The organism is Agrobacterium sp. 22-210-1, from assembly GCF_053522525.1.
The window spans coordinates 847,784-860,009 of record NZ_JBNWCI010000001.1 but is presented as its reverse complement, the minus strand read 5'-3'; the positions used below and the strand labels follow the sequence as shown (position 1 = coordinate 860,009).

At 55.9% G+C, this 12,226-nt stretch carries 15 protein-coding genes and 1 pseudogene; 10 read left to right on the top strand and 6 right to left on the bottom strand.

Features of this window, described 5'->3' with window-relative positions; translation table 11 throughout:
• Positions 1-205: 205 nt before the first annotated feature.
• A complete protein-coding gene (locus ACQZ5F_RS04410; RefSeq protein WP_448731248.1) occupies positions 206-919 on the bottom strand; it encodes a hypothetical protein in 714 nt (237 codons plus the stop codon).
• A 412-nt stretch (positions 920-1,331) separates the two neighbouring features.
• Positions 1,332-1,487, bottom strand: a pseudogene (locus tag ACQZ5F_RS04405) (DNA cytosine methyltransferase); the annotation flags it as partial.
• On the opposite strand from ACQZ5F_RS04405, the gene ACQZ5F_RS04400 reads away from it, so the two are divergent.
• A complete protein-coding gene (locus ACQZ5F_RS04400) occupies positions 1,470-1,817 on the top strand; it encodes a hypothetical protein (RefSeq protein ID WP_233282789.1) in 348 nt (115 codons plus the stop codon). The pseudogene ACQZ5F_RS04405 and the gene ACQZ5F_RS04400 overlap by 18 nt on opposite strands.
• Before the next feature lie 19 nt (positions 1,818-1,836).
• Here ACQZ5F_RS04400 and ACQZ5F_RS04395 read toward each other — a convergent pair whose 3' ends face one another.
• From ACQZ5F_RS04395 to ACQZ5F_RS04380, 4 genes are all read right to left on the bottom strand, one after another.
• On the bottom strand, positions 1,837-2,562 hold the full coding sequence (locus tag ACQZ5F_RS04395) for an ssDNA-binding protein (RefSeq protein ID WP_448731241.1): 726 nt from the start codon (positions 2,560-2,562) through the stop codon (positions 1,837-1,839).
• A 45-nt stretch (positions 2,563-2,607) separates the two neighbouring features.
• Complete coding sequence (locus ACQZ5F_RS04390) at positions 2,608-3,906, bottom strand: DUF2800 domain-containing protein (RefSeq protein ID WP_448731240.1); 1,299 nt, start codon at positions 3,904-3,906, stop codon at positions 2,608-2,610.
• Between the two features lie 3 nt (positions 3,907-3,909).
• Positions 3,910-4,101, bottom strand: a complete 192-nt coding sequence (locus tag ACQZ5F_RS04385; protein WP_127756983.1) for a hypothetical protein — start codon at positions 4,099-4,101, stop codon at positions 3,910-3,912.
• 153 nt (positions 4,102-4,254) lie between these two features.
• A complete protein-coding gene (locus ACQZ5F_RS04380) occupies positions 4,255-4,755 on the bottom strand; it encodes a hypothetical protein (RefSeq protein WP_448731239.1) in 501 nt (166 codons plus the stop codon).
• A 142-nt stretch (positions 4,756-4,897) separates the two neighbouring features.
• Between ACQZ5F_RS04380 and ACQZ5F_RS04375 the strand changes: the two genes are divergently transcribed.
• The 9 genes from ACQZ5F_RS04375 (at position 4,898) to ACQZ5F_RS04335 (ending at position 11,969) form a co-directional block, all read left to right on the top strand.
• Positions 4,898-5,182, top strand: a complete 285-nt coding sequence (locus ACQZ5F_RS04375; protein WP_448731238.1) for a hypothetical protein — start codon at positions 4,898-4,900, stop codon at positions 5,180-5,182.
• A gap of 19 nt (positions 5,183-5,201) precedes the next feature.
• Positions 5,202-7,616, top strand: a complete 2,415-nt coding sequence (locus ACQZ5F_RS04370) for a VapE domain-containing protein (protein ID WP_448731237.1) — start codon at positions 5,202-5,204, stop codon at positions 7,614-7,616.
• 1,104 nt (positions 7,617-8,720) lie between these two features.
• Positions 8,721-8,909, top strand: a complete 189-nt coding sequence (locus tag ACQZ5F_RS04365) for a hypothetical protein (protein ID WP_448739313.1) — start codon at positions 8,721-8,723, stop codon at positions 8,907-8,909.
• 13 nt (positions 8,910-8,922) lie between these two features.
• On the top strand, positions 8,923-9,522 hold the full coding sequence (locus tag ACQZ5F_RS04360) for a hypothetical protein (RefSeq protein WP_448731236.1): 600 nt from the start codon (positions 8,923-8,925) through the stop codon (positions 9,520-9,522).
• Between the two features lie 232 nt (positions 9,523-9,754).
• Positions 9,755-10,582, top strand: a complete 828-nt coding sequence (locus tag ACQZ5F_RS04355; protein WP_448731235.1) for a hypothetical protein — start codon at positions 9,755-9,757, stop codon at positions 10,580-10,582.
• Between the two features lie 28 nt (positions 10,583-10,610).
• Positions 10,611-11,009, top strand: a complete 399-nt coding sequence (locus tag ACQZ5F_RS04350; RefSeq protein WP_448731234.1) for a hypothetical protein — start codon at positions 10,611-10,613, stop codon at positions 11,007-11,009.
• Positions 11,010-11,019: 10 nt separating this feature from the next.
• Positions 11,020-11,484, top strand: a complete 465-nt coding sequence (locus ACQZ5F_RS04345) for a hypothetical protein (RefSeq protein WP_448731233.1) — start codon at positions 11,020-11,022, stop codon at positions 11,482-11,484.
• Positions 11,485-11,513: 29 nt separating this feature from the next.
• Complete coding sequence (locus ACQZ5F_RS04340; protein WP_448731232.1) at positions 11,514-11,744, top strand: hypothetical protein; 231 nt, start codon at positions 11,514-11,516, stop codon at positions 11,742-11,744.
• A gap of 3 nt (positions 11,745-11,747) precedes the next feature.
• Positions 11,748-11,969 carry a hypothetical protein gene (locus ACQZ5F_RS04335; protein ID WP_448731231.1) on the top strand — a complete coding sequence of 74 codons (222 nt, stop codon included), beginning with the start codon at positions 11,748-11,750 and terminating at the stop codon, positions 11,967-11,969.
• Positions 11,970-12,226: the final 257 nt, after the last annotated feature.

Sequence of the window (12,226 nt, the reverse complement as noted above, 5' to 3'; positions counted from 1 at the left end):
TCCTAGCAGGTCGGCGATCGCGGATTTGGGAGAGATCCCCCATTCAGCACACGTTTTAAGATATTCGTGGAGGTCAACTTCCATGCAGAGGTCGTCTCCGGATGCCAAAACCACCTCTGGAGGGTCTTCCGAGGAGAAAGCGCACCCACTCTCGGGATGAACGTAGTAAAAGCGGCTCACAGCAGGTCTCCGATCAATTCTGCCGTCACGCGGCGAGCATCCAAATGAGCAAAGAAGTCGGCACAGGCTTGGATGAAGACGCGCGTCGCTTCCGCGTCGACGGCGTTCCCGTAACCTTTGAGCATTCCTTGGCGCGACTTGCCTTCAAAGGCGCTGCCTGATCCCACACGGAAGGCAGACCCATCAACCAGCGGGAATGTGCAGGGCTCAACTGGCCGCCACTTTCCATCTCGGCAAAAGAGCCAATCAGCATCTCTCCAAAAGCCGTTAGTCGGGCCGGCCCGTTCAATTCGACCAACAAAGACACCTTCGTCCAGTCGACCAGCTCCTGCGGACCCAACCCGTGGCTGCGATCCCCGCCCCTCTTCCGGAAATTGTCCAGTGTCGGCGTCTGCCAAGCCGCCAATAGCGCCTGTTCGCAGTGATAGAGCGGCACCGTCGTCTGCCCGTGCTTCTCGAGACGCTCTCGTGCGATCTTCTCGATTACCTCCGGACGTCTCTCCCGCTCGGCTACGGTCGGTGTCGACCATCCGGTCAAGCTCGTCGCATCCGCAAGGTTCAGACCAAACCCCTTCGCCTGACGGGCCTCCGGTGTTTCGCCTTTGCCGTTGTTGGTCGTCGTCGTCGTCGTAGGCCAGCCGCTCAAGATCATCGAGTCTGCATACGGCTGCCGGCCGCTCTCGTTGCCCGCCTTCAACGCCTGCGCGATATCCTGCTCCGTCATCATCGACGCAGTCATGGTAGGCCAACCCGCCAAATTCGCCTGTCTCGGAAGCTGATCCAGTCGCTCTTTCCCGTTGTCCGGTCTCGGAGCTATATCCGCTCCTGAGTCCTTCCAATCCCTCGCTGAGGCGGTGGTCCAGCCCGATAGTGCCGCTGTCGTCGGAAGCGATAAACCTCCCGAGTTCTGCCTGTTGACTACGGCAATGTCCGGACCCGAAGTCCCGTCCGATGCGCGGTTGGTCGGCCAGCCGCATAGAGCCACGTCCGCCGACAGCGCCCCATTCGCTTGATTTGGCCCACCATTCGATCCATCGGTAGCGCGAGGGGTATTGAACCCGACCTGCGGCAGATCGAGTATCGTAGGCGCTGAAACGGAGTCTTTGCCGGATGTGCGGTGCGCCACTGCCCGCAGAGCAGGTATCAACCGCCCCGATGGCGTAGCTCGCCGCTTCCAGGTCAGTTTGTACAAGGTCGAGCCAACCGAGGCCGTCAGTGCTTGCAACCTGCTCTCCAAGAAAGACGTCAGGGCGGCACTCTCGGAGGAGATGGAGGACCGCAGGCCATAAATGCCGCTCGTCATCCATCCCTGCTCCTTTGCCTGCCGCGGAGAAAGGTTGGCAGGGGCAGCTTCCAGTCCAAACTGCAGTATCATCCGAGATGCCAGCGCGACGGAGGGAGTAACTCCACACTCCGATGCCAGCAAAAAGATGAACCTGTCGAAATCCTCTAAGGTCATCCCCACGCAAATCTTCGACGCTTCGTCGATCGACAATGCCCGGCGCAATGACTCCAAGGGCAATAAGGTTTTCGAGCCAGTCTGCGGCGTGTTCGTCGTTTTCGTTGTAGAGGGCATACGGCTTCGCACCCATGGCTCAAAGAATTCCTCTCGAAAGTTGAAACTGGCGGCAATGTAATGCCGCCAGCTCCGCCGGATCAGAAGTCGAAGTCGTCGTCAGAGGAGGACTTGGTCTCTTTTTCCGAGGAGGTCGAGGGACCGTTATCGAAGCTGTCGTCTTCCTCGAGATCGTCGAAGTCGTCGGCGTCGACGTAGATGCCGCCGCCCATGCGCTCGCCTTCTTCGTGAGAGCGGATAGCTTCTGCCGAAGCGAAGATGCCGCGAGAACCCTTGTCCGTGCCGAAGAACGAAACGATCACGTCCGCGTAGACGCCACCGTAGAAGATATCGAGAATTTCGGCTTCCTCGAAAACCTTGTCGGCTTTGATCTGCTCAACGGTGGCCTGATCGCGCAGTCCCCGCTTACGGCGATCAAGGAGCTTCGGACGCTTCTGGCCTCCGGAAGGACCGGACGCGGAAAATGCGTGGTTACCCTCGTAACCGGCATAAACTTTGCCCTCTTTGTTCTTGAACTTTTCACCCTTACGAAAGCAAACTCGCTTCGGGTTGTCTTCGAGAATATCCTTATAAGCGTCGGGGTTCTTCCACTGTTTTTCACCGGCAGCGCGGATCGCCGACATGATCTTTTTCTGGTTCTCCTCGTAGTGAGGGGAATCCTTTTCATTGATGATATTCAAGCCATGTTTCGGCTTCGCGTCGGGCTCGGTGCTCGTCTTCTTTTTATCCTTCAGCGAGTCGGTGAAGGACAGACGAACGCGCTTCAACTGGACGGTGCGACCGTCAGACTTTTCTTCAATTGCCATTTCTCGGTTTCCTTTTTCACGGTAGTTCGGTTGCAGCGGCTATAGTTAGTCGAGGTCATCAAATTGATCCGCAATCGGCGTGACCTCTAACGCCGGCTTTGGATGGTCTACGGGAACCAGTTTCGGTTTCCCGTCTGGTCGGTCGACCAGTTCCTGCAGAGCGTCCCACGGTTCGGGCATGCCCTTTTTTCGCGTGCCCGGCTTCATGAGCCTGTCGATATCGGTGAAACCGATAAGCTGCTTGGGCTTGTAAGCTTTCTCCCCCAGTGCGCCGACCAGAATGGCCTCTGCCTCCGCAGGCGCGGTGAAATACCTATTACCGAGGCCGCCATCGATGGCCTTGGAACCGGGGTCGGGGTCGCCGTCCAGCGCCGCCTGAAGTGACTGCTGGTGCAATTCGGTGAGCCAGGCACGTGCGGCCTTGGAATGATTGACGATGTAGAAGCGCAGCGCGCGAGGCATCTGCGCGGGATCCTTGAACTTGGGCTCAGGCTCGCTCGGATCGAGCAGCGCGCTGCCAAACATCTGCATGAGCCACTGATTGCGCGCCGCGCAACCGCGCTTCGTCTTGCGCACGGGGCACCAGCGGCAGCCCTTTGTCGACGGAACGAATTCCACGTCGCCGCGCTCGATCCGCGAGAATACCCGCTTCACTTCCTCGCCGAACTCCAGAAGCTCGTCGAGCGTGATTTCCCAAAACTTCATCCCGCCCGCGCGAGGTTGGTCGATGTTAAGAACAACATCCTCGACCTGCGGGCGACCAAGGTGCTCCCAAGCGCCGAGGGCGTAGAGACGGAGCTGCCTCGTGCCGACAACCTCGACTGGCTCCCCTGCCCCATCCTTGTAGTCGCTGACGCCGAGCATCTTTCGGTACAGGAATGCAGTGTCGCAGGTGCCAAACTGACCGGGCAGCCAATGCGACAGGTCAACTCGTATCTCAACGAGCGGATTGTTTGTGTGCTGGCGGATCCAGTCGATACCAGCAACGAGACGATCAGCCATATGGTCGTCAATCTTGAACGAATGACCGTCGGCTGTCAGCGTGGCGCCGACGAAATGATGCGGGTCGCATCCAAGATCAAGGCAATGCTCCCTGATCTCATGCATAACGGTCCCTTCGGCCGAATAGGCGGTGGAGTCCCTGCTCAGGTCAAGCGTCTCGCCCTCATAGGCCGAATAATCCTGCTCATCCTCATCGTCGACGACGGGCGCATCGCAATCTTCATCAAGATCGCTTTCGCTCAACTCACCCTTGGCGACCAAATGGTCGATCAGCGCGACCGAAGCCGTGCAGGTCATCCACCGATCCGCCGATGAGGGTGATAATCGAGCGTGCGCCTTCATGGCTCAGTCCATCCTGGCGCGGACGAAGCAATCCTTCGCCTCAAGAAGATGACGCAGGCCAGCGGATTTCTCCGGGCCGTCAGGAAGTTCTTCTTCCATCGCGCGTGCGAGAGACGCGCATTGACGCGAGACCTCCTTGAGACCCGGGTCGCGAAGATGCTCGAACGTGAAATACTTCATAATGGGGGAAGGCATGTCTTTCTCCTAAAGGCGTTTGGGGAGGAAGCGCAGAGGTGGGAGGCGGTGGGAACCTGGACCACTCTGTCGGGAGGAGGAGAACATTGCAGTCCTACTCTGCGCTTCCCGCCGAAACGCCCCCGACCGAAGTCGGAGAGCGTTGGCGCCGGATCAGTCCAGGAGGTCGTCTTCAGCCTTTTTCGGCGTCGTGAGATCACCCAACCCGGTGAGCTTCGCGATCTGCGATTTAAACAAATCGTGGGCATCAGCGCGGATGGTGCCGAACTTTCCGTCGCCGTCATTCACCTTGGGATCGCGAATTTTCTCGTGGTTGAGAAGCGCCTTGACCTTCGCCTTACGGGCGGCGCGCTCTTCTTGGCGCTCACTGCCACCGATGTAATCGGCTGCAAGCTGCGTCAGTGCTTCGATCGGGTCGACGCGGTCTTCGGGTTTGTCGCTGATGGCGCCCTTCTCGGCGGCGGGCTTTTCAGCCTCTTTGGTCTTCGTCGTGGTCTTGGGCCCGGTCGCGGCGGCTGCCGTGGTCTTTTCGATGGCGTCGGCGCGGAGATCGTGCAGTGCTTGGGTAATGACGGTCAGCTTGCTGACGGCAGCAGTCAGTTCGGAAATGGTTGCTTCTAAGCTCATTGATGTCTCCATGGGTTGGGCGGTCAATTACACTTCTGTCGTGCAATTTGAATTTTTATGGCACGATGAGGAGCGACTTGCAACACTTTGTTGGAATTATTTCTCACCTATGTTGAAATTTTGAAATCGGGCGACTAAGGTGCCACCATGTTTCATTAGAGGTTTGAATATGGATCAGCCTGCCAATACCAAAGAGCTATACGAGGGTGCGCTTTACAGCCTCCTGCGCGACAAGCTGCCGTCGGAATACGTCCACGACGGCAAGGTCAACACGCGCCTTTTAAGCGAAGCCACTGAAAACGCTCGCTTCACGATCTATCGCTGGTTCCATGAGAACAAGTTATCTCCGAAGGCGATCAAGTCGCTTCTGAAAGTTTCCGCTAAAGCCGATCGACCGGACGAAAAGGACCGACTCACTAAGAATGACCTGATTCCGTTCCTCCCCATCCCTTGATCGAACGGGACAGTAATCCATGCTCACCGAAAACCTCGCTCTCATCGACGCGGGCGCTGCGCTGCATTGGCTGCAACCTCGCGACAAGATGCCGATCGAAGATCATTGGTCCTCCGCACCGCGTTACTCGGCCGAGCAGCTTAGAAACAGCTATCGTCGGGGCAACAATGTCGGTTTGAGAACCGGAGAGCCGTCGCGGATCGACGGTTTATATCTTCAGGTCATCGACCTCGACATTCGTAAACCTGAAAAAGCCAGTGAAGCGTGGGCCGCTTTGGTCGAGATGATGCCGGCAGCGAAATCCCTGCCACGGGTTATCTCAGGCTCGGGAGGCGAAAGCCGTCACATCTATTTTCTCTCGACTGAGGCCCTCGCCAGCAAAAAGCTGCGCAAGTCTGACGGTTTCGAGATGATATTCGATCCGAAAAAGGGACGCGACGTAAAAAAGAACGACTGGGAAATCGACCTAAAAGGCACCGGCACCCAAGTCGCCATTCCTCCATCAATTCACCCTGACACCGGCAAACCTTATCGATGGGAACGCCCGCTCGATTTGGATTTTGCTGAGCTTATGGTCGCGAAAATCAGTGGTGCACGCGCTGCGGCAGCCGAACCCGATGACGACGACCTCTTCGCGATCGTTCGAGCAGACCCGCTCGACATCGACGATGAAGAAATTCAGGCCATCCTCGACGACCTCCCCGAAGACTGGGTTGAAGATCGCGACTACTGGCTAACCGTCGGCATGGCCTTTCATCACCAGTTTCGCGGCGAAGATGAGGGGTTTGAGGCGTGGTGCGACTGGTCCGAACAATCGGCCAAATTTGATCGCAAATATTCCGAGGTCAGGTGGAATTCCTTCAAGGGTAAACCCCACCCGGTCACCTTCCGCACGCTGATCCAGGCGGCAAACAGCAATCGCATGTCGCAGGATCTCGACCTCGACATTGAAACTGACTTTGACAAGCCAACCGTTGATCTGTCTGACCTTTTAGGCGACGCGCCCTCCCCAGTTCCCGCGAAAGCGGAGATTGTCGACGAGATCGACCCCAACTGGATGCAGCGCTTCCATCGGAACGAAGAAGGCGAGTTAAAAACGACCCTTCCGAACATCAATCTGATCGTTGAAAACGACCTGCGCGTCCGCGGAATCGCGCATTTCAACGAATTTGCGCAGGAAGTGGTGCTCCGGGCATCACCGAAACGCGCGAAAAAGAAGCGCGATGCGGCCTACGAGCCGGTCAATCTGGAAAGCTCGATCTGGAAGGTGAAAGACGACCTGAACGGCGACAACTGGACCGACAGCCACGATATCGCCATCAGGTCGCTGATCGAGACCAAAACGCAGCTTCAAGGTTACGGAATCAAAGTATCCGACCGCGATTTGCGCGGCGCGATCGACATGGCCGCCCACAAGCGGACGTTTCACCCGGTCAAGGAAGTCATCACGTCTGTGGAATGGGACGGGATACCGCGAGCAGAGACAATGTTCGTCGACTATCTTGGCTGCGAAGACAACACCTATAACCGACAAGCCGCCCTTCTCACCCTCGTCGGAGCCGTGGCGCGCATATTTCAGCCCGGCCACAAGTTCGACTTCGTCCCGATCCTCGAAGGCGTTCAGGGCAAGGGTAAATCCACTTTTATCGAAGTTCTTGGGCTCCAATGGTACGGTGAACTGACAGGTGATGTCGGCGATCCGAAGCAGATGATCGAGATCATGCAGGGCAAATGGATCCTCGAACTGGGCGAACTTTCCGCCATGCAGCGTTCCGAGGTCAACGACCTGAAGGCATTCGTCAGTCGCACGCACGACAAAGCCCGCCTGGCGTGGGAGAAGCGTGCCAAAGAGTTCGGCCGCCAGTGCATCTTCATCGGCTCAACCAACGACCGCGAATACCTTCGAGACCAGACCGGTGGCCGGCGCTTCTGGCCGATCGTCTGCAACCTTCCCGGCGACAAGCAGATCGACAATTTGAAATTCAGAGCCAACGTCATGCAGATTTGGGCGGAGGCAGTATCGATCTATCAGCAGATGTCGAAGGACTACGCCCATCTGCCCGCGCTGCCGCTTTACATGAAGCACGAGGCGGCGCAGATCGCCCTCGAGATGCAGGAAAGCCGGCGCGTCGAGACACCCGAAGAAGAACTGGCTGGCGTCATCACTGCGTGGCTGGACACTGCGCTCGGGGCTGAATTCGAAGACCTGGACGACGATATCCCCAAGGTTTACCGGAACGAAACCTGCATGTCCCAGGTCTGGCGCGAGATGATGGGACGCGATGGTGATATCCCCCATACCAGTGCAATCAAGATCGGCAAGGCTCTACAGCTCGTAGGTTGGGACCGGTCGAAGGGGCCGGTAAGCGGGCACGAATTGAACAAGAAATACGGAAAATGCCGCATATACACCCGACCGGAGCAGTTGGGATAAAATCGATCATCGTTTCAGTTGCATTTCACCCCGCTTCGGCGGGGTTTTTGCTGCAATAAGATATATCCTATTTCCGAGAAGATGGGTTACGTTCGAACTAACGCGAGATCGAATTGAACGCGAGTTTGAAGGAGTTCGATTTAGATCAAACCGGGCCGACGCGCTCTCACCTTCTCTCATACGGGTCTCAGATGTGAGATGCCCCTATGTGAGAGACATTGTTATTGATTTTCAACAGCTTACGAAGTGCTCTCACATATCTCACTAGATTCACCCCCATTCCCTATTCTTTTTCTTATTTACCCCTTTTCAGCATTTCCACTGGCTGGTGCTTCGCACCGTTTCCTCCCTCTATATCTATCTTACTTTACTTTTAGACTGAGAATTAGAGAGAGTGAGACTCCATTGAAATCATTACGTTTTTTCCGCTCACTCTAGCTCTCACTCAAAAATCCGACTGAGAACCGGTTTCCCTGATCGATTTCAACCCATTTTCCCGTCCGAATGTTACTATATTACGCCTCAAAAGTCGTTTCGTTGCCGAAATTTTCAAATTGCGCGTGAATCGCGGTCGGTGTCTCCCGCCCCCTCGGCGCCACCCCCAGGAAGGACCCAAAGCCACTATGTTACTGTTTTCATTGATTTTTTAACGATAATCGGTCCTATCACATCATGCGATACAGCCCATTTGCACCTTATCGAGACGCATTGAGACATGTTGCCCCGTAGCAGTGACGCGAGACGCATAGAGACAGTGACGCCATCTCAACAGACGCACGGACGCATTGAGACGCAGCAACATGTATCGTCGATGATGTAAGCAGGAAGACGGGCAGCAATGGCCCTTATTGTATCCGGCAGCGGTAAAGCGGGCTGAACAAACTAACTTTCACTTTTAATGTGAAACCCTCTTGCGGTTCGTATATTTCACGTTTAGATTGGAATTATCGAAACGGAGACGCATTCAAATGGGCAAGTGGTATAACCAAGGTTACCGAGACGCAAAGGATCACCGTCCAAAGGATCCGCCATACGCGCCCGGTAACAAGCACTATGATGCATACTGCGAAGGTTACGCAGACGGCGCTTTAGAGGTGTCGGAAGATGCGTAAGACCATTGTCCAACAGGACGGCGCGGACTTCTATTACCGCTTGCCCGGTTTCAAGCGCGTCCAATCCAGCACAGCACCCATGACAGTCAGTGATTTTGACGTGGTGGCAGCGGAGACGGCATGCACATGGTTCGTAGAACGGGAATGCCCTGCAATCGGCATAATCCCCGAGTTTGAATAAGGAGACGCACCACATGGAACGCTTCAGCAATCTGGCACGGGAATTCCCCGATTTTGACCTTTCCACCCTGCCCGCCATCCCCGACGACTGGCAGGATATCTCTTGGCACAATGATACGTGCCCTTCCTTTGAAGTGCTGCCGCAATGGCATGTTTACATAGACTACGCTGATACAGCGCTTCGGGAATTCCCCGACTCGCCCACGCGTTTCTCTCTGCAAGCGCTTCGGGCAGACGGCGAGTTTTTCACCTTGATTGATACGAACGATTGGCAGGCTGTGCTTGATCGTGTCGACCTGCAGAAACGCATTCCCTCTTTGGATGCAACGGACGCCACGACTATGGATAAAATCCGCCTTGCCCGCGAATTCGGCAGCAAGGTGCAAGAGGAATTGAGCCGTAGGGACTTCCGCGCCGTTCTCGAGTTGAACCGGAACGACTCCGCCGCCTGCCACACACATGACTTTTGCGACGCCAACATGTTTATGCTTGACGCGTTCAAAGTCACTTTCGAGCGGGGGCCGGCGTTCCTCACCAATCCCGACGACGCGGCAGATTTGGCCCTCTGGAATGACGCATGGCAGATTGCCAAGGCGGCAGAATTCTTCGCTTAGGTGTCGGCATGATCCATCCGCTTTTACTACCGTTCGCCCTCCCTGCCGCCCTGTTTACCGGACTCCATTTCGGCCAGCTCATAGCGCCGCTTTTTCTGTAACCACACTTTCAACTTAGAAGAGGAATTCGACCATGAACGAGTTATTATTATCGGCGTATCGCTTTCATAAGGCATGGCTCATCCCGAACGGCAAAGTCCGCTTTCCGGGCAAACCTGTTGCGGTAATTGCCTTGGAAAAGGCCCGCCGTGACGCTGTGAATTCGGTACGCCGTTATGCTTCAAGTCCATGGGCAAAGCCCGTCACCAACGGCAGCACGGAAAGCGGTTGCAGGTGGATTGAAAACCCCGCTGCCATGGGTCTCCGTTTCGTCGGATATTGCGACGTTATCCGCGACTCCATTCGCCATACGGGATGGTTCACAGACCCGCATCAAGACGGCAAGGTTCGCGGCTGCGTCTATCAGTTGCCCGGACGCGGCGGCAAGGCGCGCTTTGTGGCCGCCCATGACAATGAGGATAACGGCGCGGCAGATTGCGGCGGTCCTGCATATGTCGATTTTTCGACGGTTTACCGATCCAATTTCAAACACGAAATGTTCACAGCGCTGGAAACTATCAGCAAGCGTTATCAGACGCCCGCCATGCTGAAACCCGGTTATTGGGCTGAATCCGCGCACGAGACGGCAAAGAAAGAAGCCGCACGCGCCGCGAATGATTTCGCAGAATCGGAAGCTGAAAAGGAACGCGAATATCAAACCGCATGGCAGGCCGGTTCTCGGTATGCCGATTGCCTCCAGCAGCTGGCCGCAATCCGTGAATCTGTTCGCCAGACCATTCGCGACATAAAAGGTGCATGCGCCACGTTGCGCGCCCTGCCCGATGGCCTGAAAGCCCGGTTGCGTTCGTCCATCAAAGCGGAATTGAGGGAACGGGAAACCATTTTCAAGCGCATGGATAGCCTCAAAGGAGGCGAAGCGGACGCGCTCTATTTCTGGCCGGGCGACGAACGCCTTCAGGGAGCATTCAACGAAGGCGCCGGTTGCGTCGTCTTGCGCTAACTTTCACGTTTTAAGAGGAATTCGAAAAATGACCAAACCTGCAATCTATGACCAATTCGACAAGGCGTTTAACCGCGTTTCCGCTTACGTCATTCTGGACAAGAGCGGCGAATGTGTCGCGAAAGTGGTTTTTAAGTTTCCGGTAGACGGTGCTGGCCGTCTCTACGCCTATGTGCATTGGATGGGTATTCCTATGGTGCGCGGCCATGCGGGTGGATACGGCTATGACAAGCGTTCGGCTGCCGTGGCCGGTGCAATCGCTAAATTCAAGGAAAACGCAGTGGCCGCTGAAGCGGGTAGCAGCGATGAATTGGCCTATCAGATGTGCGAAAATTTCGGATTTATCAAAGCGCTAGAAAAAGACGGCGGCGAATACTGGGATACCCGACTCCGCAATGCCGGTTTTACCGTAATTCAGGCGGTTTAGGGAGAACGCCATGACAACCACTCTTGAAGCAATGCGCGCCGATAGCCCGGTTTCCGGTCACAGCGCTGAATGGCACTTTTTCCGCTCCTATGTCGGCGCGGCATTCTGGAGCACGACAATAACGCCCGCTGGCGAAGATTGTGAAGGTGACGCGCTCGATACAAACCACGATATCAGCGATCTGGCACCCGCCACGCTCGAATCCATGCTTGCCGATTGCGCCCGTTTCTATGACGCCAACAAAGAGCATATCCATTGCGACGGCGCGCCAGTTGCGGGGGATTTTGAAGGCTCGATTGCAGCACTTGAAGCCGCCATGGCAGGCCACGATTTTTGGCTAACCCGTTGCGGCCATGGTGCGGGATTTTGGAATGGCGATTGGCCGGAACCGGCTGCAAGCCCGCTCGATAAGGCAAGCAAGGAATTCGGCGAAGTTGATTTGATAGTCGGCGATGACGGGCAGATTTACGCCTAAAGTTTCACGTTTTAAGAGGAATTTATTCAATGGTGACTGACAATTACACCCGCGCCGCGTGGGCAAGCGGTTGCGTTCAAACCCACGCATTCGCCACACGCTCGCAAGGCGAAGACTCGGCAACACAAGCCCGCGACCTTGTCGGCAACGTCTGGCATTTCTTGCGGCTCGAATGCGGCATGACGCCCGAAGGCGCGACCGCTCAAATCGAAATGGCGCTCGATATGGCCCGGCAGGAATACCGGGAAGATAAGGATTGAGCCATGAAACAGGTAACTTGGAAAATCGATGCTTTCGCTATCACCTCATACGGCAATGGCCTTGCTTATGCCGTCGTCAATGAAACCGACGGGCGGGAATTCTTTCTGCAGGGCGACGACGCCAGCACGTGGCGCGACCAATATAACCTGGCGGACGAGTCGGGCGATGAAACAACGCTGCCCGCCTTCCTTCATCAAAGTATCAGCGACTACGCCACAGCGTGACGTTCCTTGAACGGCTGGCGCAATCCGGCCGTTGCGGGGATTTCACGATACGGAGTTACCCCATGACACGGGATGAATTCAAAGCTGCCCGCTCGATAGCACGCAAGGCAAAATGCTCTTTCAAGGTCCAACACAACGGCCGAACCTATTCTGTATCGAACGCCGGATGTGACCGGCTCGATTCTTCAGGATGCTTGGACAGGGTATTTTCTGCAAACCTAGCCATGGCGCTTAACCATGCGGCGGACGTTCGCAAA

Coding starts and splice junctions, on each gene's coding strand:
- ACQZ5F_RS04340 (WP_448731232.1), top strand. CDS start 11,514: ATGGTGACTGACAATTACACCCGCGCCGCGTGGGCAAGCGGTTGCGTT.
- ACQZ5F_RS04385 (WP_127756983.1), bottom strand. CDS start 4,101: ATGCCTTCCCCCATTATGAAGTATTTCACGTTCGAGCATCTTCGCGAC.
- ACQZ5F_RS04345 (WP_448731233.1), top strand. CDS start 11,020: ATGACAACCACTCTTGAAGCAATGCGCGCCGATAGCCCGGTTTCCGGT.
- ACQZ5F_RS04400 (WP_233282789.1), top strand. CDS start 1,470: ATGCCGCTCGTCATCCATCCCTGCTCCTTTGCCTGCCGCGGAGAAAGG.
- ACQZ5F_RS04395 (WP_448731241.1), bottom strand. CDS start 2,562: ATGGCAATTGAAGAAAAGTCTGACGGTCGCACCGTCCAGTTGAAGCGC.
- ACQZ5F_RS04350 (WP_448731234.1), top strand. CDS start 10,611: ATGACCAAACCTGCAATCTATGACCAATTCGACAAGGCGTTTAACCGC.
- ACQZ5F_RS04365 (WP_448739313.1), top strand. CDS start 8,721: ATGCGTAAGACCATTGTCCAACAGGACGGCGCGGACTTCTATTACCGC.
- ACQZ5F_RS04335 (WP_448731231.1), top strand. CDS start 11,748: ATGAAACAGGTAACTTGGAAAATCGATGCTTTCGCTATCACCTCATAC.
- ACQZ5F_RS04410 (WP_448731248.1), bottom strand. CDS start 919: ATGACTGCGTCGATGATGACGGAGCAGGATATCGCGCAGGCGTTGAAG.
- ACQZ5F_RS04390 (WP_448731240.1), bottom strand. CDS start 3,906: ATGAAGGCGCACGCTCGATTATCACCCTCATCGGCGGATCGGTGGATG.
- ACQZ5F_RS04370 (WP_448731237.1), top strand. CDS start 5,202: ATGCTCACCGAAAACCTCGCTCTCATCGACGCGGGCGCTGCGCTGCAT.
- ACQZ5F_RS04375 (WP_448731238.1), top strand. CDS start 4,898: ATGGATCAGCCTGCCAATACCAAAGAGCTATACGAGGGTGCGCTTTAC.
- ACQZ5F_RS04360 (WP_448731236.1), top strand. CDS start 8,923: ATGGAACGCTTCAGCAATCTGGCACGGGAATTCCCCGATTTTGACCTT.